18 protein-coding genes are annotated in these 24,395 nt (G+C 41.8%); 10 read left to right on the plus strand and 8 right to left on the minus strand.

Features of this window, described 5'->3' with window-relative positions; all coding sequences use genetic code 11:
- Positions 1-13 precede the first annotated feature (13 nt).
- Complete coding sequence (locus tag HMPREF9449_RS04040) at positions 14-289, plus strand: putative quinol monooxygenase (RefSeq protein WP_009135955.1); 276 nt, start codon at positions 14-16, stop codon at positions 287-289.
- Between the two features lie 388 nt (positions 290-677).
- On the opposite strand, the gene HMPREF9449_RS04045 is transcribed toward HMPREF9449_RS04040, so the two are convergent.
- Complete coding sequence (locus HMPREF9449_RS04045) at positions 678-2,036, minus strand: sodium-dependent transporter (RefSeq protein ID WP_009135956.1); 1,359 nt, start codon at positions 2,034-2,036, stop codon at positions 678-680.
- 345 nt (positions 2,037-2,381) lie between these two features.
- On the opposite strand from HMPREF9449_RS04045, the gene guaA reads away from it, so the two are divergent.
- The 3 genes from guaA to HMPREF9449_RS04060 all read left to right on the plus strand — a co-directional run bounded on the left by guaA (position 2,382) and on the right by HMPREF9449_RS04060 (position 6,031).
- Positions 2,382-3,911: a glutamine-hydrolyzing GMP synthase gene (guaA, locus tag HMPREF9449_RS04050; protein ID WP_009135957.1), complete on the plus strand. Its 1,530-nt coding sequence runs from the start codon at positions 2,382-2,384 to the stop codon at positions 3,909-3,911.
- 432 nt (positions 3,912-4,343) lie between these two features.
- Entirely contained in the window at positions 4,344-4,709 is a 366-nt protein-coding gene (locus tag HMPREF9449_RS04055) for a hypothetical protein (RefSeq protein WP_009135958.1), read from the plus strand.
- 299 nt (positions 4,710-5,008) lie between these two features.
- Positions 5,009-6,031, plus strand: coding sequence for a DHH family phosphoesterase (locus HMPREF9449_RS04060; RefSeq protein ID WP_009135959.1), 1,023 nt, complete (start codon positions 5,009-5,011; stop codon positions 6,029-6,031).
- A 51-nt stretch (positions 6,032-6,082) separates the two neighbouring features.
- Here HMPREF9449_RS04060 and HMPREF9449_RS04065 read toward each other — a convergent pair whose 3' ends face one another.
- From HMPREF9449_RS04065 to nadB, 5 genes are all read right to left on the minus strand, one after another.
- Positions 6,083-6,907: a patatin-like phospholipase family protein gene (locus HMPREF9449_RS04065; protein WP_009135960.1), complete on the minus strand. Its 825-nt coding sequence runs from the start codon at positions 6,905-6,907 to the stop codon at positions 6,083-6,085.
- 170 nt (positions 6,908-7,077) lie between these two features.
- The gene (gene pheT / locus HMPREF9449_RS04070) at positions 7,078-9,525 is read right to left on the minus strand and encodes a phenylalanine--tRNA ligase subunit beta (protein WP_009135961.1); all 2,448 of its coding nucleotides are present in this window, start codon (positions 9,523-9,525) and stop codon (positions 7,078-7,080) included.
- A gap of 9 nt (positions 9,526-9,534) precedes the next feature.
- Positions 9,535-10,461, minus strand: a complete 927-nt coding sequence (gene nadA, locus HMPREF9449_RS04075; protein WP_009135962.1) for a quinolinate synthase NadA — start codon at positions 10,459-10,461, stop codon at positions 9,535-9,537.
- Positions 10,462-10,658: 197 nt separating this feature from the next.
- Positions 10,659-11,495 carry a carboxylating nicotinate-nucleotide diphosphorylase gene (gene nadC / locus HMPREF9449_RS04080; RefSeq protein ID WP_009135963.1) on the minus strand — a complete coding sequence of 279 codons (837 nt, stop codon included), beginning with the start codon at positions 11,493-11,495 and terminating at the stop codon, positions 10,659-10,661.
- Between the two features lie 108 nt (positions 11,496-11,603).
- Complete coding sequence (gene nadB, locus HMPREF9449_RS04085; RefSeq protein WP_009135964.1) at positions 11,604-13,175, minus strand: L-aspartate oxidase; 1,572 nt, start codon at positions 13,173-13,175, stop codon at positions 11,604-11,606.
- A 183-nt stretch (positions 13,176-13,358) separates the two neighbouring features.
- Between nadB and HMPREF9449_RS04090 the strand changes: the two genes are divergently transcribed.
- From HMPREF9449_RS04090 to HMPREF9449_RS04100, 3 genes are all read left to right on the plus strand, one after another.
- The gene (locus tag HMPREF9449_RS04090) at positions 13,359-13,910 is read left to right on the plus strand and encodes an FKBP-type peptidyl-prolyl cis-trans isomerase (RefSeq protein WP_009135965.1); all 552 of its coding nucleotides are present in this window, start codon (positions 13,359-13,361) and stop codon (positions 13,908-13,910) included.
- 284 nt (positions 13,911-14,194) lie between these two features.
- Positions 14,195-15,271, plus strand: coding sequence for a chorismate synthase (aroC, locus tag HMPREF9449_RS04095; RefSeq protein WP_009135966.1), 1,077 nt, complete (start codon positions 14,195-14,197; stop codon positions 15,269-15,271).
- 4 nt (positions 15,272-15,275) lie between these two features.
- Entirely contained in the window at positions 15,276-16,574 is a 1,299-nt protein-coding gene (locus HMPREF9449_RS04100; RefSeq protein WP_009135967.1) for a dicarboxylate/amino acid:cation symporter, read from the plus strand.
- Positions 16,575-16,902: 328 nt separating this feature from the next.
- Here the strand turns inward: HMPREF9449_RS04100 and HMPREF9449_RS04105 are convergent, their stop codons facing one another.
- A complete protein-coding gene (locus tag HMPREF9449_RS04105) occupies positions 16,903-17,430 on the minus strand; it encodes a lipocalin-like domain-containing protein (protein WP_009135968.1) in 528 nt (175 codons plus the stop codon).
- Positions 17,431-18,159: 729 nt separating this feature from the next.
- Here HMPREF9449_RS04105 and HMPREF9449_RS04110 point away from each other — a divergent pair.
- Together HMPREF9449_RS04110 and HMPREF9449_RS04115 are read left to right on the plus strand one after the other, a co-directional pair.
- Positions 18,160-19,674, plus strand: coding sequence for a leucine-rich repeat protein (locus tag HMPREF9449_RS04110; protein ID WP_009135969.1), 1,515 nt, complete (start codon positions 18,160-18,162; stop codon positions 19,672-19,674).
- 27 nt (positions 19,675-19,701) lie between these two features.
- Entirely contained in the window at positions 19,702-21,648 is a 1,947-nt protein-coding gene (locus HMPREF9449_RS04115; RefSeq protein ID WP_009135970.1) for a BACON domain-containing protein, read from the plus strand.
- A gap of 105 nt (positions 21,649-21,753) precedes the next feature.
- Here HMPREF9449_RS04115 and HMPREF9449_RS04120 read toward each other — a convergent pair whose 3' ends face one another.
- Complete coding sequence (locus HMPREF9449_RS04120; RefSeq protein WP_009135971.1) at positions 21,754-23,667, minus strand: S9 family peptidase; 1,914 nt, start codon at positions 23,665-23,667, stop codon at positions 21,754-21,756.
- 425 nt (positions 23,668-24,092) lie between these two features.
- Between HMPREF9449_RS04120 and HMPREF9449_RS04130 the strand changes: the two genes are divergently transcribed.
- Positions 24,093-24,383 carry a hypothetical protein gene (locus HMPREF9449_RS04130; RefSeq protein WP_009135973.1) on the plus strand — a complete coding sequence of 97 codons (291 nt, stop codon included), beginning with the start codon at positions 24,093-24,095 and terminating at the stop codon, positions 24,381-24,383.
- The last annotated feature ends 12 nt before the right edge of the window (positions 24,384-24,395 follow it).

Here is a 24,395-nt window from a genome sequence, read left to right on the forward strand (position 1 = left end):
AAATAAAAATCCTATGATCAGATTAAATGTATTTGTAAAAGTGAAATCCGAAAATCGGAAAGAAGTTTTGGACACTTTATTGGAATTGGCAGAGCAGTCGCAGAAAGAAAAAGGGTGTATTGCTTATGGAATTTTTGAAAGCAGTACGGATAAGGAAGTTTTGATGATTTGTGAAACCTGGTCCGGAGAAGAAGAACTGTCTGCCCATGAAAAAACCCATCATTTCGTTACTCTGGTAGGTAAAACACAGCAATTAGCCGAAATGAAGCTGGAACGGTTTATGTTTTAAAAACATAAATAGTTGAGTACTCCAAAGTTAATTCTTCATTCAAAGTTTTGGTAAAGGAATAAATAACTTTTCTTTTACCAAAACTAGAGGTATACTAACGAGAGAGCTGCCGGACGAATCTCAATCGTTCGGTCATTTACCTTCCCGAAAAACAAAAAGCATTTCTTCCTTCCCTGATAGTACTGCGTAGATAGGTGTGCCTACGATGCTGGGCAGCGAACCTTTGGGTTGAATGGAGTTTGCTGTTTTTCAATCTTAAATTTTTCTCAAAAACATAAGTTTCGTTAATTTTCGAATCGAATACGCGTATTTAGCTAGCATGGATGGCTATTCGTTATTTTTACATTCAAACCTGAACTTCCGGTTGTGGAATTCTCCTTTCCAGTTGTCAAACCTTATTCAGGATTCCTAAAACATTCAGGAGGATCAATAAGATACAGACCGGAGCTATATAGCGGAGAATAAAGACATAGAGTTTGAAAAAATAAATTTTCAGACTACCGTTATTGCTGATCTCGCTGTAAAGTATTGCTTTATTGAGATACCAGCCAGCAAAGATACAGATTAAGATACCTCCTATGGGTAATAAAATGTTGGAGCAAAGATAATCGCAGGCTTCGAAAAAAGACATCCCGAAGAGGTGTACTTCTTTAAGGGGGCCGAAAGATAAGGTATTAAAACTGCCTAAAAAGGTAATGGCGAAAGTGGCTATTAAAGAAGCCAAGGGGCGTCGTATTTTCTTCTCTTCCACCAGATAGGCAACGGGCACTTCCAGTAGAGAAATGGCAGAAGTCAAGGCAGCAAAAGTGAGGAGGATAAAAAAGAGGATCGCCCATATTTGTCCGGCCGGCAGACTTTGGAAAACTTTGGGGAGGGTCAGGAACACCAGTCCCGGACCAGCCTGAGGATCAATATCAAAGGAAAAGACGGCGGGTAAAATAGCTATTCCCGCCAATATAGCGACGAGCGTATCGGTAAAAATGACTTTTAAAGATATTCCGACCAGATTGTCGTTTTTGGGAATATAGGAAGCATAGGTAAGCAATATACCCATACCGACCGAAAGGGAAAAGAAGGCCTGTCCCAAGGCCGATAAAATGCTATCTGCTGTCAATTCGGAGAATTTCGGAAAAAATAAAAATTCCAGACCTTTGCGGGAACCGCTGAGTGTACAGGCACTGATACTCAAAGCTATGATAATAATGAATAACAACGGCATCATGATTTTAGTATAGCGTTCAATGCCTTTTTGTATACCAGCCATTACAATTGCTCCTGTGAGTAACATGAATCCGGTTTGCCAGAGGACAGCTTTGTAAGGATGGGAGATAAACGTATTGAATATCGTATTGATATCCTCGGCGCTCTGGTCTTTAAAGGCATTACTCAGGGATAACCATACATACTCCAGGGTCCAGCCGGACACTGTTCCGTAAAAAGACAATATTAGAGAGGCGGCAATAATCGATAAAATCCCAAAAAGAAACCATTTGGTTTTAGGGGCCAAGGTTTGAAAAGTGCCGAAGGCATTCCGCTGAGACCGGCGTCCTAAAGAGAATTCTGCCAGCATAACCGGAAATCCGATGGCCAATGTAAAAAAAATATATACTATCAGGAAAGCGCCTCCTCCATTGCTGCCGGCTTCGTAGGGAAACTTCCAGATATTTCCCAAACCTACGGCAGAACCCGCCAGGGCAGCTATGGCCCCGAATTTTGATTTAAAACTATCTCTCGTATTAGAATGCATGTTTTTATCCGTATTTTGCTTTCAAAATTAACATATTCCTGTGTTTAAAAGAGCAAGATCGCAAAGTTTAACAATTTGTTTTGCAGTATATTACATAAAATAACTTTTCACTTACGATTTGATACTATTCTGCTCTATATTGGTAACGATTTTACATTTTAAAAGGAAAGAGAGGAAGCACTGCCCTTGCTTTTTCAGCTTCCAACTTTTTACTTTTTCCCTTAAAAAGTTATCTTTGTCCTGTCGAATAGGGAATATAAAAGAAAGAAAAAATACTGTCGGGAGATTATCCTTATTCGTTAAAGACTTAGAGATGTAAATCAGCCATTTATAATACCTAATACAATGCAGGAAAAAATTTTGATATTGGATTTCGGTTCGCAATATACTCAGTTAATTGCGCGCAGAATACGGGAACTGAATGTTTATTGTGAAATTTATCCTTATAATCACTATCCCGCTCCGGACGAATCGGTAAAAGGAGTAATCCTCTCGGGAAGTCCTTTTTCCGTTAGGGATAAAAATGCTCCCCGGCCCGACTTGAGTGGTATAAAGGGGAAATTACCTTTATTGGGGGTTTGTTTCGGAGCCCAATATCTGGCTCAGCATTTTGGAGGAGAAGTGAGAGCTTGTAATAAGCGGGAGTACGGAAGGGCTAATTTGGCTTATATCGACAAAGAAAGTTTATTATTTAATGGAATCAGTGAACATTCCCAGGTATGGATGTCCCACGGGGATACGATTGAAAAACTGCCGGTTGACTGCCGGATAATTGCCAGTACTGCTGATGTCAAAAACGCTGCTTTTAAAATAGAGGATGAGATAACCTATGGGATACAGTTTCATCCGGAGGTATATCATAGTACAGAAGGAAAATGGTTGTTGCGGAATTTTGTCGTGAATATTTGCGGTTGTTCGCAAAATTGGACTCCTGATTCTTTTGTAGAAACGACAGTAAAAGAATTAAGGGAAAAACTGGGGACAGACCGGGTAATTTTGGGCTTATCCGGGGGAGTGGATTCAACGGTAGCAGCGATGTTGTTGCATAAAGCTGTCGGGGAAAACCTGACCTGTATTTTTGTCGACAACGGTTTGTTGCGGAAAAACGAATTCAAAAACGTATTGGAGAATTATAAAGAGTTGGGATTGAATGTAGTGGGAGCAGAAGCCGGGGATTTGTTCCTGGATCGTCTGGCCGGGGTAAAAGAACCGGAAAAGAAGCGGAAAATTATTGGAAGTACCTTTATAGATGTTTTTGATAAAGAAGCTTCTAAGATAAAAGATGCAAGATGGCTGGGACAAGGTACCATTTATCCGGATGTTATTGAATCTCTTTCGGTAAACGGCCCTTCTCAGACCATAAAGTCGCATCACAATGTGGGTGGGTTACCGGATTATATGAAGTTGAAATTAGTGGAACCTTTGCGTTTGCTTTTTAAAGATGAGGTAAGAAGGGTGGGAAAGAGCTTGGGTTTGGCCGATAAGTTTTTGCAGAGGCATCCCTTTCCTGGCCCGGGATTGGCTATTCGTATTCTGGGAGAGATTACCCGTGAAAAAGTAACCTTACTGCAGGAAGCGGATCATATTTTCGTCTCCATGTTGCAGGAAGAGGGACTTTATAATCAAGTATGGCAGGCCGGAGTGATGTTATTACCGGTGCAAAGCGTTGGTGTAATGGGGGATGAGCGTACTTATGAAAGTGTGGTTGCTTTGCGGGCTGTTGAATCCACGGATGGGATGACTGCCGATTGGTGTCATTTGCCTTACGACTTTCTGGCCCGGGTATCCAACCGCATCATCAACAACGTCAGAGGGATTAACCGCGTGGTTTACGACATCAGTTCCAAACCACCTGCCACGATCGAGTGGGAATAAAAGCGGGTCAATAACCCTGCTAAAGAGTATATCTCAATCCATTCAAACCAGTCATTTGCATGTAAATGACTGGTTTCCTTTTTATCGTGTTTTTGAAAATGAATCTTTGGTGAGTTTCTTATAATACCTTCTTGCGGCTGTAGTGAATTTCTTAAACTTTTTAATATATTTTCATTTCCTTTGGGCGGGAATAAAAAAATATTTACCTTTGTCCAATCAATCCCTTTTTAAATTTTAAACAGATGTTCCTGATGCCTGCCGGCAGAAAGGAGATTTTTATTTTATTCATTATGGACGGATTGTTCTGATTGTGTTAAACAGTTGAAATGGCTCGAAGGCTTGGGAAAATTTCCCCAAAAAGGGGGAATTATGCCTTGAAATGTCCTTTGACAGGCTGTTTTAAAACAATGTTTAACATTAAAAACCAGAACGATGGAAAAAAAAGATTGTGTTTTAGTTGCTTTTACTTTTCAAGGGAGAGTTGAAATTTTCGGAAAATCTTTAGAAGAAGTTTTTCAATTGCATCGGAAGGCCATTGAAAAAGCAAATCGTCCGGACTTAAAAGCTATAGAAATGGGACGTTATGTCATTTTTATGCTAGAGCAATGGAGAAATTTCGGAAATCATAGTTTGGAGAGGAGGCGGATAATAGCAGATCTTCTGAATTATGCCGTGACGACTTTGCAGGAGGATGGCAGGAGAAATTACAGGGAATCTCCTATTTTGAAGCTGTTTCAGGAAAAACTAGGGGAAGCGATGGAGTTTGCCTATTCCTGTGAAGAAAGAGGAGCGGCTTAAACCGGGAAGAATGTGGACAGGTCGGAAAAACAGTTTTTCCGAACCTGTTCCTCCAAACCAGCGAAGTGTTTGGCGACAGAAGCGGGTGAAGGAGACTGGCCTTCCCGATTTCCTCTGCTTCCGGACTGTCGTTAATCAGAGAGATGTGGGACAGGATTTCGTCCGGTATGAAAGAGTTATGGGCTACTTCATTCGAAAATTGTTAGGAAAAATAAATTCGTAAAAACAGAAGTCGGGTAAATAATCCTATCTTTGCAAACTTAATTGTAATCAGTTATCGAATATTATTCCGTTTGTATATGGAGCAGATTTATAAGGAAATAGAGCGATTAAAGCAACGGTTAGCGCAGGAAAATTTAAAGGCTGTTATTATTCCGCATATTTCTCCTGACGGGGATGCGGTGGGCGCATGCTCGGCTTTTTATACGGCCTTGACAAAGGCTGGGATTGTCTGTCATATTCTGACTTGTGATTATTTTCCGGAATACCTCCGATGGTTGAAAAATATTACCCGCTCTGTTTCTTTTCAGGACAAGCCTGATGTGTGCAGACGTCTGATTGCCGGTGCCGATTTGCTTTTTATGCTGGATCATAACACTGTAAAAAGGGAGGGGGATTTAGAACCTTTTGTTTCAGTTTTCAGAGGAGATAAGGTGATTATCGATCATCATCCGGATCCGGAGGAGGCGGAGTATATGATTTCGGATATACGGGTATCTTCCACCTGTGAACTTTTGTATACGGTTATTACCGGAATATGGGGAAGGGAAGCCATTGATCCTGATATGGCGAACGCTTTGTATACCGGTATTAATACGGATACCGGCGGTTTAAGTCATAATTCCTCCCGTCCGCAAACCTATCGGGTGATTGCCGATTTGTTGGAATTAGGGTTGAATAAGGAATTGGTACATCATTATTTGTACCAAATGAATAAATTAACCCGTTTGCGGCTTATCGGACATGCCTTATTGAATAAGCTGACCGTAAATCCGGATTTTCCGCTGGCTATAATTCCCATTACCTTAGAAGAACTGGAAAAGTATAATTACCGGGAGGGGGATTTGGAGGGATTGGTGAATATACCTCTTTCTGTCGAAGATATTTGTGTTTCCATACAGATTACACAACGAAAAGAAAGGGTAAAATTATCTTTCCGTTCTAAAGGAACAGTTCCGGTAAACGAATGGGCTAAAACATTTTTTAAGGGGGGCGGGCATTTAAATGCGGCCGGAGGTCAGATGAATCTTCCGCTTGAACAGGTGATCCAGAAAATTAATGAGACAGCTCCTTGGTTTTTTCAGACTTATGTAAAGCGATAAGGTATTCTATCGCGGCATACTCCTAGCCCGGAAGAGCCTTAAAATTTCTCTTTAATTAGCGATGACTATGGGGGTATGGATAACTTTGTTAAAATCCTTGAGGACTTCTTTGGCTTTTTTATAGCCGATTTCAAAAATTTCCTCGATATGATTTAAATCGAACATGCCGTATTTGATCATATTCTCCGGAGAAATAAAAATATCGGATAATTTTTTGTCAATGCGGGTGTTGGCCGCCAGTCCCAGATGAAAAGAACGTTCTGCCATATGGATCATATTGCTGACTTTTTCATGGGAATCGATGGAATTGATTTCTACGGCAATAATTTTTTCACAAATATCCCGTATGGGGCGGACCGGTAAATTCATGAATAATCCCCCGTCTACATAAATAATTCCATTGATTTCGACCGGAATAAAGATCACAGGAATGGAACAGGAAGCCAATACACAGGGTATCAGTTCGCCTGCATTGAAATGTACCGATACAGAATTGTTGATATCACTGGCTGTGACCACTAAAGGGATCGGCAATTCATCAAAGGTTTTAACACCTAAGAACTTTTTCAGCTTTTCTTCCATACCACACATCGACATAAGTCCCATTTTCGACATGGTGAACCGGGCGAACTGGAGGACTTTCGTATGGTGAAAAAATTCGATACATTCTTCCGGGGTTTTCCCTGCAGCAATCATTGCTCCGACTAAAGCTCCGGCACTTGTTCCAGAGATGATATCAGGTCTGATTCCGTATTCGTTCATGGCTTTTATCACACCTAAGTGGGCAAATCCCCTGGCACCACCACCGCTTAATGCAAGTCCCAGCTTGTATTTTGTCTTTGTTCGGACTGTATTCATATCGTTTTCTACTTCCATATATTTACGCTTTTTAGGGGCAAGTGTTACGGACAATTCTGTTTACAAAGATATAAAAATTAAAAATTTGAATAAAGAAGAGAAGGCCAAAGGAGAAATTTAGAGAACGAGGGGGGATAAGGCAAAAAAGAACCGACCGGAAGTTCTGTTTCCGGTCGGCTTCTGGATTCTTATCGTATGTCTGCTCCTAACAAATGTTTATAGGCGCCGATCAATTTATTCATGATCTTGTCGATTTGTTTATCTGTCAAGGTTTTTTCATCGTCTTGCAGGGTAAAACTAACGGCATAGGATTTTTTGTCCGGACCGAGTTTTTCGCCTTCGTATACGTCGAAGAGACTTACATTTTTCAGTAAAGTTTTCTCTGTGCGCAGGGCGATTTCCTTCACTTCTTTAAAGGTGATATGTTTGTCCAGTAATAAAGCCAGGTCCCGTTTTACGGACGGGAATTTAGGCATGGGAGTGAAGCGTATGGTATGGTTTTTCAGTTCTTTCAATACATTTTCCCAGGAAAGTTCTGCATAATATACTTCCTGATCGATATCCATCGCTTTTAAAAGCTTATGGCTGATGCTGCCGATGCTCAGCAGGAGTTGACCGTTCTGGGTATATCTCAGGCCTTCCCGGAAGATATCTCTGGTATCTTCTTCCGTCGTCAGGTAGTCGACCGAGAAGCCCAGACGATTCAATATTGTTTCACTATAGGCTTTTAAAGTATAAAAATCGGTTTTGTTTTCTTTAGCGTTCCAGGAAGCAATATTTTTGTTACCGGTGATAAATAAAGCCAGTTTATTTTCTTCCCGGTATTGTTTCAGGGGATTACCTCCCTCTTTTTTGTGGAAAGTATAGGTTTTCCCGAACTCAAACAATTTGAGATTTTCGTTCTTCCGGTTAATGTTGTAGGCAATGGATTCCAAACCTCCGAACAACAGGCTTTGGCGCATAGCATTCAGATCCGAACTCAGGGGATTGAAAAGAAGAACCGTATTTTCCGGCTTATACGTATCTAGTCCTTCGAAATAAGAGGCTTTTGTCAGGGAGTTGTTCATGATCTCGTGAAAGCCTTTGGCGGCTAACAGGTCGCCAATAATGTTTTTTAACCGATAATCGTCCGGTTTTTGTGTATAACTCAGCGTAGAGTTTACTTTTGCCGGTACTTCTACATTATTGAAGCCATAAATCCGGAGGATGTCTTCGATAACATCTGCTTCCCGGCGGACATCCACCCGGTAGGGGGGAACATGTAGCAGCAAACTTTCTTCAGTTTCCTGTACAATTTTTATTTCCAGGGCTTTTAATATTTTCCGGATATTTTCTTTTCCGATTTCTTTTCCGATCAGTCGGTCGATATGCGTATATCTAACTTCGATTTCGAAATCTTTTACCGGTTGCGGATAAATGTCAATGATTTCAGAAGTGATTTCTCCTCCTGCTAATTCTTTAATTAATAAGGCAGCCCTTTTCAAAGCATAGAGGACTATATTGGGGTCCGTTCCTCTTTCAAAACGGAAGGAAGCGTCTGTATTCAGGCCGTGGCGGCGGGCTGTTTTCCGTACGAAAACGGGGTCGAAACAGGCACTTTCCAAAAATACATTTTGCGTTTGGGGGGTGATCCCGCTGTCCAGACCACCAAATACGCCTGCAATACACATGGGTTCTTCGGCATTGCACACCATAAGGTCATCCTGGTTTAATTCCCGTTCTACACCGTCCAGTGTGACAAATTTGGTACCCGTAGGAAAACTGCGGATAACCACTTTATTCCCTTTTATTTTGTCTTTGTCAAAGGAGTGGAGAGGTTGTCCTAACTCAAAAAGAATGAAATTAGTGATATCTACAATATTGTTGATCGGATTCAGACCAATTGCCTTTAACCGGGTTCTTAGCCATTCCGGAGATTCTTTTACTTTCACTCCTTCGATACAAACACCAGCATAGCGGATACAGGCTTCCGGACGTTGCACTTCTATCGTCAGACCGGCAGTGTTTCTGTCCGCAGCAAAATGATCTACGGAAGGAAGGGAATAGGAAATGACTTGTCTTTGTTGCAAATAGGCTGCCAGGTCTCTCGCCACTCCTAAATGAGAAGCTCCGTCTGCCCGATTGGGGGTAATGTCGATTTCAATTGTATAATCTTCTGTAATGCCGTAATAAGCTGCAGCCGGGGTTCCTACTTTTGCATCAGAGGGTAATACGATAATTCCGGCATGGTCATTGCCAATACCGATTTCATCCTCTGCACAAATCATTCCTTCCGATTCCTGTCCCCGGATTTTTGATTTTTTGATGACGAATTCTTTATCGGCTTCGTAAAGTGTCGTACCGATAGTTGCCACTACAACTTTCTGGCCGGCGGCTACATTCGGAGCTCCGCAAACAATCGGTGTAAGGCGTCCATCTCCCAGATCGACAGTTGTAATATGCAGGTGATCGGAATCGGGATGAGCCTCACAGGTCTTTACTTCTCCGATAACTAATCCTCTTAAGCCGCCTTTAATAGATTCAATTTTTTCATATCCGGCTACTTCCAGCCCAATGCTGGTGAGGATCTCACAGATTTCTTTCACATCCAGATCAATTTTCAGATACTCTTTCAGCCAGTTTAATGAGATATTCATATTTTTGATTTAATTGATTTTCAACATTCTTTCTATCGGAAGTTTCGCTTTTTCCCGGATAGCTTCGGGGACTTTCACTTCGTATTGTTCTTTTTCCAAAGCTTCCCATACATTTTCAAGCGTTACTTTTTTCATTTGTCCGCATATGGTTTGGGGATGTATCGGGATGAATTCTTTCGTCGTATTGTCTTTTTTCAGTTTGTATATGGTTTCGATTTCCGTCGCAATGATAAATTGTTTTTTAGAAGAATGAAAAGCGTGTTTAATCATGCCGGCTGTGGAATACATATACGCTTGAGGTAAATTCAGAATCGCATCGTCGTGTGAACAATGGGATTCCGGGTGGATCAGGATGTCGGCTTCCGGGTATTCCTGGCTTTTCTGCAGAATCATTTCGGAAGTAATCCGTTCGTGCACACAGCAATCTCCTTGCCATAATTCCAGTGCGCGTCCTGTTTTTTTCTGTATCCAGGCGCCCAGATTTTTGTCCGGAACAAAGAGAATTTTCCGGTCTTCCGGTAAACTTTCCACGACTTTCAAGGCATTGGCAGAAGTGCAGCAGATGTCTGTCCACGCTTTTACCTCGGCTGTTGTGTTGACATAACTGACGACGATCCCCTCCGGATTGGCTTTTTTCCATTCCCTCAGTTCGTAACCGGTAAGACTTTCGGCCAGGGAGCATCCGGCATGCTGAGCCGGGATAAGTACTTTTTTATCGGGAGATATAATAGACGCCGTCTCTGCCATAAAATGTACTCCGCAGAAAACGATAATATCCGCTTTTGTTTTTCCCGCTTCCTGCGACAAGCCCAACGAATCGCCCAGGTAATCAGCAATATCCTGTACTTCCGGACGAGTGTAGTAATGGGCTAAAATAACGGCATTTTTTTCTTTTTTCAGTTGTTTGATCCTGTCGGTTATCTCCGTATGAGTCATAGCTTTTCGATTTTCGGGCCAAAGATAGCAAAAAAGTGCAAATGTTTAGGGGTTCCCTTGTTCAAAAGTTCAAGGGGGAAAATGAGCAGATGTAAAAATGTTTAAACCTTTGCAGGCTCCATTTAGGAGAGTTTATTCACTCTGTACCGGAAAATAGCAGCATCGACCGGATTAAACATTTTTACAGGAAAACTTCATTAAGATTTGATATTCATACTGATGTCCAGGGCAGTTACCGAGTGGGTTAAAGCTCCTACACTGATAAAGTCGACTCCGGTAGCGGCTACTTCTTTCAGGCGGGGAATACTCATATTCCCGGAAGCTTCGGTTTGGGCTTGCCCGTGAATCAGTTTGACGGCTTCAGACATCGTGGCATTGTCCATATTATCCAGCATGATGATATCGGCTTTTGCTGCCAAGGCTTCTTTCACTTCCTCGAGATTAGTTGTTTCCACTTCAATCTTTATACCGGCCGGAAGATTGGCTCTTACAGCTTTTACTGCATTCGGAATGCCTCCGGCAACTTTAATATGATTGTCTTTGATCATAGCCATATCGTATAAACCCATGCGGTGATTGGTGCCTCCTCCGTCTTTAACAGCCATTTTGTCGAGTAGGCGGAGCCCGGGTGCCGTTTTACGGGTATCCAGCAGTTGAGTCCGGGTCCCGGCTAATTCTTTGACATATTTGGCCGTTTCTGTCGCAATTCCGCTCATGCGCTGTAAAATATTCAGAGAAAGTCGTTCCCCTAACAGAAGACAACGGTAACTGGCTTCTATGCGAAGGATAATTTCTCCTTTTTGGACCCGATCGCCGTCTTTGACCAGCGGAGTCCATACGATATCTTTTTCGAAACGTTCGTACACCCGCCGGATGACTTTTAAACCGGAAACCACTCCGTCGGCCTTCATTTTCATTTCGGCAATTGCTCTGGAATGAGCCGGAATGATAGAATTGGTCGTTACATCTCCGCTGGCAATGTCTTCTTTTATAGCAAGGTCGATCAATTGATCTATTAATTTATCAGATTCCATAAATTCGTTACAATTTGATTTTAAAAATTTGTATTTTACCGTTTACTTGGCTTTACCTTTGTTTTTGAAGTTTATTTTCTACTTTTGGCTGCTTTTTCCGGGCTTTCTTTATTTCAGCTTATTGTTTACTGGAATTTTTTGAATCTCTTTTCCTTTTTGTTGTACAATATGATAGAGATAAGCATCGTCGTTTTGGGGAAAATCTTCCCGGTAATGCCCGCCTCTGCTTTCTTTCCGATAGAGGGCGGAGCGGATGATGAGCTCAGCCACTAAAATCAGATTCCGGCTGATAAGATTATAGTATTCGTTATTTTCCTGAGGCAATTGTTCGGCTAATGTTTCCAGTTTACAAAGGCCTTGGTACAACAGTTCTTCATTCCGGATAATCCCGGCATGCTCTGTCATAATGGTAGAGATTTCTTTTTTCAACTGTATGTAACTTTCTGCCCGGTTTTCATTAGCATAGTAGATCGGTTGAAAGTCAGGTATAGTCGTATCTTCCACATTTTTTCTGGCTGTTTCCACGGCCCGTTTTCCGAATACCAGGCATTCGATAAGGGAGTTGGAGGCTAAACGATTGGCTCCCATAATACCGGAGGAAGCGAGTTCTCCGCATACGAAAAGATGTCCGATATTCGTTTGGCCGTTGATATCAGTACGGACACCTCCTACTGTGTAGTGGGCAGCTGGTGCGACCGGAATGCGGTTGCACATGTCTATACCCAGTTCCTTACACTTTTCGTAGATGTTGGGGAAACGGTGTTTTACCAGTTCCGGATTGAGGTGCTTTAGAGAAAGCCAGACAAAATTCTGGTGAAACTTCTGCATTTGCCGGTAGATAGATTGGGCAACGATATCCCGGGGAGCGAGTTCAGCCAGTTCGTGTATGGCGGGCATAAAGCGCTCTCCATTCTGGTTGATCAAATGAGCCCCTTCGCCGCGTACCGCCTCGCTGATCAGAAAAGCTTCTTCCGATTGAGTATAAATGGCGGAAGGGTGAAACTGGATAAACTCCATATCTGCGATTTCACAACCGGTGTTATAAGCCAGGGCCAATCCGTCTCCGATAGTGGTGTGTGGATTGGTGGTCCGTTTGTAGATGGCCGATGTTCCTCCTAAAGTAAGGAAAGTATTGGTACCCAGGAAAAGCTCTTCTTTTTCAGTTGTCAGATTCCAAGAGCGGACACCATAACAACGTTTTTCATTTTTCAATAATCCGATGACCGAATGATTTTCGAATATATCGATATTGGAATTATTGATGACTTTTCCGATCATAAAGCTGGTCACCATTCTACCCGTAGCATCTCCGCCGGCATGTAGAATCCGTTTTTTGTGATGTCCGCCTTCCAAGCCGAGGGCCAGGCTTCCGTCTTCCATATCGAAATGCATACCGGCGTTGATTAAATCCTGTATGCGTTGGGGGCCTTCGTTGACCAGAATATTTACAGAAGGGTAATCGCATAAGCCGCGTCCGGCTATAATGGTATCCTCAAAGTGGAGAGCCGGAGCATCGTCTTCGTCTGTAACGGCGGCAATCCCTCCTTGTGCAAAATAGGAGTTACTTTCAGTAATTCCGCATTTAGTTAGTAAGGCAACCTTTCCGTAAGCAGCCGCCAGATAAGCGGTATAAAGACCTGCCAATCCGCTTCCTGCTATAATATAATCATAATGACGCATTTTCGAAATATGTAAATTAGTGCGAAAGTATCATTTTTTTGTAAAAGGAAGATGAATTCGGGAGATTTTTTTGGATGAAAAGATGATTTAAGGAAAACAGTAAAAGCTTAATTTTCGGTTTTAATTCTCCGTTTTCCATTATTTTGTCGTATTTTTGTCCAAAATTAATTAAAAACAGAAAGAATGATTACAAAGAATAAAGTTGTATCGGTAAGCTATGAATTGAAAACAGAGCCGGACGGAGGTATTTTGGAAACTGCAGATGCCGGTCATCCGCTGGAATTTATTTGCGGACAAGGGCAAACCCTGGAATATTTTGAAATGAATTTACTCAATAAAAAAGTAGGGGATAAATTCGATTTTAAAATTCCTGCAGCTCAGGCTTACGGAGAAGTGAATGAAGATATGGTAGTCGATCTTCCCAAAGATATCTTTAAAGAAGTTCAGCCTGAAGATATGGTGGTCGGAAATGTATTACCGATGATGGACAGTATCGGTCGGCATTTAGAAGGAAAAATCGTTGAAATCGGAGAAGAAGAGGTGCGGATTGATTTTAATCATCAGCTGGCAGGTAAAGATCTTTATTTCAAAGGAGAAGTATTGGCTGTACGGGATGCTACAGATGAAGAACTGGAAGCGTTGAAGTCGCATAAATGTGGGGGATGCAGTGGTTGCGGTTCAGAAGGAGGATGCGATTCTCATGAAGACAGCTGTGGCTGCGGAGGATGTCATTAGTAGGATTTGTAAACAGCAGAAGCTGGAAATAAAAGAATGCCCAAAAAGTCCCTTTAGTTGAGTAACGGCGTATTGTGATTGATTTATATGGGTCTGATTCACAGATTAGAAACTTTCGGTTCGGTTGAAGGTTTTCTCCGGTTGGGAATTTTTAGTGAATTAGCAGAATATTTATCGACTTCCGGGAGGAAGCATTAATCAGTTGTTTCAATAAAGGGCTTCTCGGGCATTTTTGTATGGAATAAAGGGAATTTTTTTTTATTTTTAACCCTCATTTCAGGAGAATGGCAGGAAATTTATTTGGTAAATTATATCGGCTGAGTTCGTTTGGGGAGTCACACGGAGCAGCAGTAGGGGGAGTGATTGACGGATGTCCGGCAGGCATAGCCTTGTCGGTGGAAGGTATACAACAGGAATTAAACAGGCGAAGACCGGGACAGTCGGATGTATCCACCCCCCGTTATGAAGCGGATGAAGTGGAAATTCTTTCGGGTCTTTTTGAAGGGAGGACAACGGGGATGCCTATTGCTTTTATCGTTTGGAATAAAAATCAGAACAGTAAGGATTATACGGATTTAAAAGAACTTTACCGTCCTTCTCATGCCGATTATTCCTGGCAGCAGAAATATGGGATAAGAGATTACCGGGGGGGAGGGCGCTCGTCTGCCCGGGAACATATTGCCCGGGTGGTAGGAGGAGCGGTGGCGAAGCAAATTCTGGCGGGATATGGAATAGGTATTTACGCCTATACTTCTCAAGTAGGGGGGATCTGCCTGCCTTGTTCTTACCGGGAAATAGATATTGAAAAGAGAGAGACCAATATCGTACGTTGTCCGGACGAAGAAACGGCAAAGCGAATGATCGGGTTGATACGGGAAGTAAAAGAGGCTGGAGACAGTGTGGGAGGAGTCGTCAGCTGCCTTATTCGCGGAGTAATGCCCGGTCTGGGAGAGCCTGTATTCGATCGTTTTCAGGCTCGCTTGGCTCAGGCTGTAATGAGTATCAATGCTACCAAGGGATTTGAATACGGGACGGGTTTTTCGGCTGCCGGTATGCGGGGAAGCGAGCATAACGACCCTTTTGTGATCCGGGACGGACAGGTGAGGACCGAAACAAACCGGTCCGGAGGGATACAGGGAGGAGTGACAAATGGCGAAGATATTTATTTCCGGGTAGCTTTTAAACCGGTCGCTACGATTATGCGGGAACAGGAGACTGTCAACCACAGGGGAGAAGAGATTACCTTTGAAGCACAGGGCAGGCATGATCCTTGTGTCGTACCGAGAGCCGTGCCTGTTGTAGAAGCAATGGCTGCCATGGTCGTGTTGGATATGTTGTTGGAATCCAGAACTGTAAGATAATTTTATGTGGAAACGAATCCCTCTTTATGTAAAGATTTTGCTCGGAATGACGGCCGGCATTTTGCTCGGATTTATAGCTTGTGCCCTGCATTTTGAAGGATTTGTTTCAGATTGGGTGAAACCCTGGGGGACGATTTTTATCCGTTTATTAAAGTTTGTGGCAGTGCCTTTGGTTTTTATTTCCTTGATCAAGGGGATAGGCGGACTGAAAGATATCAGCCGTCTTTCCCATATGGGATTTAGAACCGTTGCGATTTATATCGGTACCACCGTAATGGCTATTACAGTCGGTTTGCTACTGGTGAATCTCATCCATCCCGGAAAAGTCTTTCCGCGGGAAAAAGCAGAAGAATACCGCGGACGGTACGAGCAAACGGTAGATGAAAAAAAGAAGGCAGCCGAGGAGATTAAAGATGCGGGCCCTCTGGCTTTTCTTGTGGATATGGTGCCTGAAAATCTGATTCAGGCCGGATCGGATAATACAAAAATGTTGCAAATTATATTTGTGGCCTTATTGTTTGGAATTGCCATGGTAGCTGTCGGAGGCGAGAAGATGAAAGTTCTGATGTCGGCTTTGGATGCTGCCGATACAGTTATTTTGAAGATTATTGATTATATTATGGAATTTGCTCCATTGGGGGTGTTGGGATTAATGGCTTCTTTGGTAGTCGATTCTGCAGGGAATGGAGAAATTTTTGCGGCTTTGGGGATGTATGCTTTTACCGTGGCATTCAGTTTATTCTTGCTGATTTTCCTCTTCTATCCGGCCTTGCTTCGTCTGTTTACCTCTGTCAAAATCAAGCAATTTTTTTGGGCAATGTCTCCCGTGCAACTATTGGCTTTTTCTACCAGTTCGAGTGCCGCGACTTTGCCTTTAACGCTGGAACGGACTGAACAGGAATTGAAGATTTCCAATGAAGTAGTTTCTTTTGTCCTGCCTGTAGGAGTAACCATTAACATGGATGGAACCAGTTGTTATCAGGCTGTGGCGACTGTTTTTATTGCTCAGGTAATGGGATTGGAGCTGACTCTTTCCCAGATGTTGCTGATCATTTTTATGACAACTTTATCCTCTATTGGTACGCCGGGAATCCCGGGAGGGAGTATCGTCATGTTTGTCATGGTCCTTTCTTCGGTCGGAATTCCCGTAGAGGGGTTGGCTTTGATTTTAGGTATGGACCGGCCTCTGGATATGTTACGTACGGTGGTGAATGTAACGGGAGATGCGACGGTGGCTTGTATGGTGGAAGAGGGAGAGAAAAATCGTAAAGGGAAGCACCGGCTTAGGGGTACGGATAGTTAACTACTTAATACCACCCAACCTCATTTTCAATTTTTTCTTCGGTGTATTTGATTCTATAAAGAAGTTTATAAACGTTGTCCCCTTGAAAAAGAAATAAGAGTCTATTCCTGACAAATAATACATGGGGATGGTGCTTGACGGAAAATAGGCGACCCGGATTTACTTAAAGCAGAAATTCCTTGTCTGTTCCGTACTGGCAGCAGTTAAAAGACTGCTTTAACAATGGGGAAGAAATAAATAATAAATTCGGGCTTACCTTGGAGATTTTCCGTTTTTAGTAAAACAGGAGCAATCTTCCGGTAAGCCCGAAATTTATTTTTGAATTCAATTAGTTAATTCGTTTCATACGGTAATATATACTGGCAGATGCAATTTGATCTACAACTGTTTTAAAGGTTGCATCCTTTGCTGCTAGAGCTTGTAAGAGTTTCATATAAGAATCTCCAGCAAAAGTTATTTTCAGTACATTGTCCGTTAAATCGATGTCGCCCAGCAGGTCGGGAACTCCGGCCATCGGAGAAGCGATGGACATGATACCGTCATTTAATACATACTGGTAGGTTTTAGACTGAGTAGTCCCTCCATTTACGGATAAAGGAAAAGTTACGGATTTGTTTGTAATCACAATCCGGGAATTGACAGCAATCAAGAGGTAATTGGCAATTTGAGACTCTAATTGTTCCTCCGTTTGGGTTGCTGTAGCCACAGGTGTTACATCCGCTTTCGATTCTACCAGATTCCAGGTTCCGATAACTGTTGTTTGGTCATTTTTGTCATCATCGTCACAGGCAGCTGTAAGAAATACCGCGGTGAAAACGATCCCCGCCACAATCATAATTCTTCTTATTGTTTTCATAATAGGTATTAGTTTAATTGGTTTATTCGTAGGATTAAACGTTGTAACTTATACTAAGTTTGCAGAATCAGCGATTTTTAACTTTAATCTGTTTTTCTTATTGAATAAGGGAGAATTAGCCCTCAAAAAGTGCCGTTTTTAAAGGTTTGTTCGCATTCGTTAAACGTAGATAGGGTAAAATAAAAACAAAACAACCTTTTTACTAGACAGAAGACGACTGGGGTTATTTTAGAATTTTGCTTGGGATGGGGTAAAACAGGAGACAACAAATAAGGAGGATATACTTAAAATATCGTTCGTTTTTTATAGCAATCCTTTTAAATATTTTGTAACAAAATTAAACAATTTATTGAAATCTCAAAATCCTTTGGCTCAAAATATTATTGGTTTACTTCCTAAACTTATCTGATGTTATAATTCATCCAATTTTAACGAACATTTATATTTGTTTGTATATTTTAAAAATAGATTTTATTCCTAACTATAAAGCCAGAAGTTATTGTTAAGGAAAAAATAAACCGAGTATTCATTAAAACTAAACTGCCTATGAAAAAATCGTTTCAACCGTTTATTATCTTATTTTATGAATTTTATCACTGTTGGAAAGACAGTTTGTAAGAGATTGAATTGAAAAATAATTAATCTTTTATTTTTATGGCGGGTGTGCATTCTATCGGCTAGTTCGTCATGAAATTCTAACTAAATCAACTAACTAAATTCTTCAACATTATGAAAAAACTTTATCTGATACTGGGAATAGCCTTATTGTTCGCTTGCAGTGACGATAACACGGAACCTCCCGCTCCTGTGCCTGTTGAGCCGGACGAAGCAAGTGTAGAACTGAATTTAACGGAGGTTCAAATCCCCCGTGCCGGCGGTTCTGCAGAAGTAACCGTTGTGTCAAATTATGAGGACTGGGAGGTGGAGTGTGGAGAGACTTGGCTTTCGATTCAAAAGTCTGGGAACAAATTAATCCTTTCTGCTGCCGAAAACGCTTCCTTAAAACGTAATGTTGCTACGGTTACTATTACGGTTCAGGGAGAAGGGGAGAATAATACGGCTTCTGCTACGCTCAGTGTTATACAGAATGATGCCGCTTTAGTTATCGGGATAGAATTGCCGGATGGGGCGAAAATGACGGCTCCGGTCGTAGGTCAGATGAATTGTACGATAGATTGGGGAGACGGTACGGTAGATGCGATCGAAGGATATTTCGACGGACTTTTTACACCGCAACCTTCACACATATATAGGAAAGGCGGAACTTATCAGATCCGTATTGCCGGACAGATGCCGATGATGGATATCGGATTGTCGTTTGACGATATTCAGGCCGGTTATATTACCGAAGTAATTCAATGGGGAAATACCGGTCTCGTTTCTATGGACAGGGCGCTTAAAGGTTGTGTCAATCTGATTCGCATACCCGGTGATACAGATGGTTCTTTTACGGAAGTAACCGAATTCTCAAATGCTTTTTATAATTGTAAATCGCTGACAAAGATCCCGGCTGATTTGTTCGTGAATTGCAGTAAGGTTACGACTTTTGCATTTTGTTTTCAGGATGCGGGATTGAGAGCTGTACCAGCTGGTTTGTTTGACAATTGTAGTGCGGCAAAGACCTTTATTAGTGCTTTTTCGAATTGTTATATGAACTCTTTGCCGGACGAGCTTTTTAGTAAATGCGTTTCGGTTACGACGTTTAGTAGCGTATTTTATCGCTGTCAGTTGTTGCAAAGTATACCTGAAAATCTATTTAAAGGCTGTGAAAATGTGGAAAAATTTTCTTATGCTTTTCGCGGTTGTCCTTCGCTGACAGAGATCCCGGAAGGTTTATTTCGTTTTTGTCCGCTTGCTAATGATTTCAGTGGTGTATTTACAATGTGTTATTCTCTTAAAACGCTCCCCGAAGGTCTGTTCGCTGGTAATCCGAAAGCTGAAAGTTTTGGATATTGTTTTATGGATTGCACTTCTTTGGCTGAGATCCCTGCCGGATTATTCTCCGCTAACCGGGCGGTTAAGAGTTTCCAGGGGACGTTCCGCGGTTGTCTTCGGGTGAGTGGAGAGTCGCCTTATGTAGTGGTGAACGGGACGAAGGTGCACCTTTATGAACGGAGTAAATATGGAGGACAGTTTATCGCTCCCGACAAATATGAATATTGTTTCAGTGATTGTACCGGACTGACGGATTATTCATATATGGAAAAGAATTATCCGGAATGGTCGAATACCTATCTTAAGTAAAAACGATAACCTATAAAATTCAGACAAATGAAAAGATGTATACGATATATATCCGCTTTACTTGCGGTATTGGCTTTTTTTGCATGTTCTGATGACGATGAACCTGCTTTTATTCCGGCTTCGTTCGAACTGATATCCGGAGAAGGAACGGCAATCGATATCGATCCGGACGGTACAACGGGTACCGTAAAATTTTCGTATGAAAAAGATTCTGTTTCTATTCAAGTGAAGACCAACCAGGAAAATTGGCAGTATACTTTCGAACAACCCGCAGAGCATTTTACTGTTGTACGGGAAGGCGATAAACTGACGATTTCTGTTCCGGAAAATAAAACCTCTCTTTTTTATAAGGGTACTCTGACCCTTACTACCGGAACCGAAAGTAATTTTGCTCGTTGTGTATTGTCTCTTTCTCAATCCCCCGCTCCTGATCCTGAAGTCACTGTCGAACCCGGAATTGTTGAATTTCCTTATCAGGGTGGAGAAACGGAACTGACCGTTACGACAACTCACGAACGGTGGACCGTCCGTAAAATGCTGGATAATTATACGGATGATTTTATTATTGTGTCCCAAGTAGGGGATAAGGTCATTGTAAAAACACAGGAGAATCATACCCCATTGCTGTTAAATGGTACGGTGATTGTTACTTGCGGAGAAGGTGACCGTATCGTCGAAGCAGAAGTATCTGTAACCCAACAGGGAGCTCCTCCTGTCTCTCTTAGCGTGGATAAGACTTCGATTGAGTTTACCTCAGAAGGCGGAACCGATACTGTTGCTGTAACTGTGGAAAATGTTGAAGATTGGAATTTTCAGTGTAAGGAAACCTGGTTGACGGTTAAGCGTGAGGGTAACTTCCTATTGCTTACCGCTCCCGCAAATCATTCGGCCAATACTCCTACTGCAGAAATATTAGTGTACGCTGGTAATAAAGATTATAAGAATTATGATGAACGTCGCATTACAATTACCCAGAAAAGTTGGGAAAATGCCGGTGCATTGGTATTTGAGCTCACTATCCCTGAACCCCAGGACGGAGGGGTTACCGCATTGCTGCCTTTGATTGGGTTGACGAACTGTACAATCGATTGGGGAGACGGAAGCGAACTCGCCCATCCGACTGAAAAAATTCCGTCGCATATATATGCCGCAGCCGGTGTATACAAAGTTGCTGTCAGGGGAGGTGTGGAAAAATTATATAGTCAGGATTTTGCATTTTCTTATCCGTATAAAGAGGCTCCGGGCTATATAACAGCAATACTGAGCTGGGGAAATACCGGTCTCATATCGATGGAAAGAGGACTCTATAAATGTTATAATCTGAAGCGTATTCCGGACGATACAGAGGGCGCTTTTACCAATGTGACTACTTTCTCTGATGCCTTCAATGGATGCGAATCCCTGGAAAGTATTCCGGCTGGCTTATTTACGTATGCGAAATCCGCTCAGGATTTTAGGGGATGTTTTCAGTATTGCAATGCTCTCAGAGAAATCCCAGCCACATTGTTTATCCATTGCGAGTCTGCTGAAAAATTCTACGGCACGTTTTCCAGTTGCGAAGAACTTACTTCAGTGCCCGACGGTTTGTTTGCCGGACGTTCGAAAGTAACGACGTTTACAAGTGTATTCGGTCGTAATCCTAACTTGGAAACTGTAGGAAAGGATGTTTTCAAAGGTTGTACGGAGAATACTTCTTTTAATCAGGCATTTTCCAGTTGTGAAAAACTCAGGTCTGTGCCTGCAGATATCTTTGACGACTGCCGTAAAGTAACGGATTTCCGCTTTGCTTTCCGTTATAATACTGCCATGAGTGGCGAATCCCCCTATACCTTGGTGGATGGAAAAAAGGTGCATCTTTATGAGCGGAACGCTTATCCGGATCATTTTAGTGCCATACCTAACTATAAAAGCTGCTTTACTGATTGTACAGGGCTTTCCGATTATAATGCTATCGTGGAGGCCGGTTGGAATTAAAAGATTCTGCTTTATATAAATGGAAGAGGGATCTCTCCAAAGGTAAAATGTTACTTTTTAGGAGATCCCTCTTTCCTTTAAACTTGCATAAAGGAAGGATAATGTTTATTCTGTTTTGTCGTTTTTAAGGTGTTTGTCGAAGAATTTTTCCATGGCCCGGTAAAATTCGAAACGATTTTCTTCGTTATGGAATCCGTGGCCTTCGTTTTCTTTCACCATGTAATCGACTTCAACTCCCCTTTGTTTTAAAGCAGCTACCATCTGGTCTGATTCTGCTTTGTTGACACGTGGATCATTGGCTCCCTGTACGACGAACAGAGGCGCTTTTATCTTATCAGCATGTAAGGCAGGAGAATAGTTTGCCAGCATAACGCTGTCCTGTACCGGATGGCCTACCATTTCATACATCATGTCCAGCATCGGTTTCCAATAAGGAGGAATGGTATTCAAAAAGGTGAAAAGATTGGATACTCCTACATAATCCACGGCGCAAGCATACAGATCCGGTGTAAAAGCAAGGCCGGCCAATGTGGCATAACCTCCATAACTACCTCCGTAAATGGCAATTTTGGAAGGATCGACAATTCCTTGTTCAATGAGCCATTGAACGCCGTCAGTGATGTCGTTCTGCATGTTTTGTCCCCATTGTTTATAAGAGGATTCTGTAAATTTACGCCCATAACCGGTAGATCCCCGGAAATTCATCTGTAATACAGCATAACCGCGGTTTGCCAGAAATTGGACTTCCGGATTATAACCCCACATATCTCTTGCCCAAGGTCCTCCGTGCGGATTTACAATCACCGGTAAATTACGGGCATTTTTCAGCGTATAACCTGACGGCAGAGTGAGATAACCTTCTATTTCCAGTCCATCGCGGCTTTTGTAGGTAATCGGCAGCATGGAGGCCATTTCATTCGGATTGATCCAAGGAGCGAGATCTGCGATTTTTGTCAGCTGATCTTTGTTTACGTCATAGAGATAGTAACTTCCCCGGGTTTTGTCGTTTGCTGCATAGATAATTTTCATATCTTCCGCTTTATTCATGGCAGTAGTTCCGATTTCGTAATCTGGAAGCTGAGCTTGTATTTTTTTATACTGAGTTTCCGCTTCTTTGTCAAAGAAATGGCGCTTCATACCTTTGTGTGCCAGATATCCGGTATTGGTGATCTTTTTCTGTGCATTCGAATAACCTATTCCTGCAATGTCATAACGATCGTTGGCATATAATTCTTCTATTTCCTGGCAGGTGGAAGGATCCACTATGACCAGAGCAGCTTTATCGCGTCCCAGATTAGATACAGCGTATACCAGTTTATTGTCCGGAGTGAAAGTCTCAAAATTCAGCTCTTCTTTAAAAGAAGTCGTTAAAACCGGGCGAAAAGGCTCTTTTTCTGTTTCTCTGTAGAGGATCTGAGTATTTACACCGTCGACAATAGCGTAGGCTACCCGTAATTTCCCGTCGTGATCTGTCATCCAGCCTTGGATATTTCCTGGATTTTCCGCCAATAACGTCATTTCTCCGGTTTCCAGATTCAGTCGATAGGGGTCGAAAACTTGCGGGTTTCTTTGATTGGTACCGATAATAATTAAGGAATCGATTTCTTCCAGCGGATCAATGATAGTCGTTCTTACGCCCGGAATGGCCGTATAAGCTTTAGCATCGCTTCCGTCTAAATTGATACCGTAAAGTTGATAATTTTCATCTCCTCCTGTATCCTTGAGGTAGAGAAGACGATTGTTATTTCCCCAGAAATATCCGGCAATATCCCGTTCTGTTTCGTTGGTGATCCGTATCGCAGTATCCCTGCCCACTTCCTGAATGTATATATTCAGGCGATTCTGGTAGGGAGCCATATAAGAAAAATATTTTCCGTCGGGGGAAATCGAATAAGAAGTTTTTTCAGAATTTTTGAAAAAATCTTCTAAAGGGATCTGACGTACTTCCTTAGGGGTACAGGCATGTAGGAAAAACAGGGCGAATGTCCATATTCCTATATTTAAATAATTACTTTTCATAGGCTTAGATTTAATTGATTATTCTTTGTTTTTTGTTTATTATAGATAAAATATAGTTTATAAAAATGAGGAATCTGATGCCAGAGGAGTGGACAAACAAAAGTAATAAAATATTTAGTTATGTCAAGATAAGAAAGATAAAAACATATATTTTCCAATGGGAAAGTATGCTTAAAAGAGAAGAGATGGTGATATGTTTATGGGGCCACTTGCCGGACAAGGTGTTTTCCGTGCTGAAAGAGTGAAATTAACCGGAAAGGGAGTGATTTTCAGGTGCGAATTATTCTTCTGCTTCCGGAGTGAGCTGGGATTGTTTTCCCTTTGAGGCTTTCCACACTTGAATCTTCAGACAAATTATTAAAAAGAAAAATTTGTATCCCACAAATGCTTTTTATACTTTTGAGAAAATTTAAACGAAATGCATTATGGCAAGTATTAGAAGACTCAAGAAAGATGTAGATTATCTGACTTTTTCAGTAATAGGCGACTGTTTTAATTATAGCATCATAAGCGGTAAAAATAATCCTCATGTCAGTGAAATTGTGAAAAATATCATTGCTACCCGGAACGATTTGAGGGATAGGATTAATGCAGGCAGAAAAAAACAGGAGAAAAAAGAGGTGAAAAAGTATTACGATGCTATTTTTAATGATTTATTAAAGAGTGTGGACCAGGCTTTTACTGAACTGAGTGAGGCAGTGAAAAAAGCAGAATAAATGATTTTTTGA

Origin of the sequence: Odoribacter laneus YIT 12061, assembly GCF_000243215.1 — a bacterium.
GTDB classification, from domain to species: domain Bacteria; phylum Bacteroidota; class Bacteroidia; order Bacteroidales; family Marinifilaceae; genus Culturomica; species Culturomica lanea.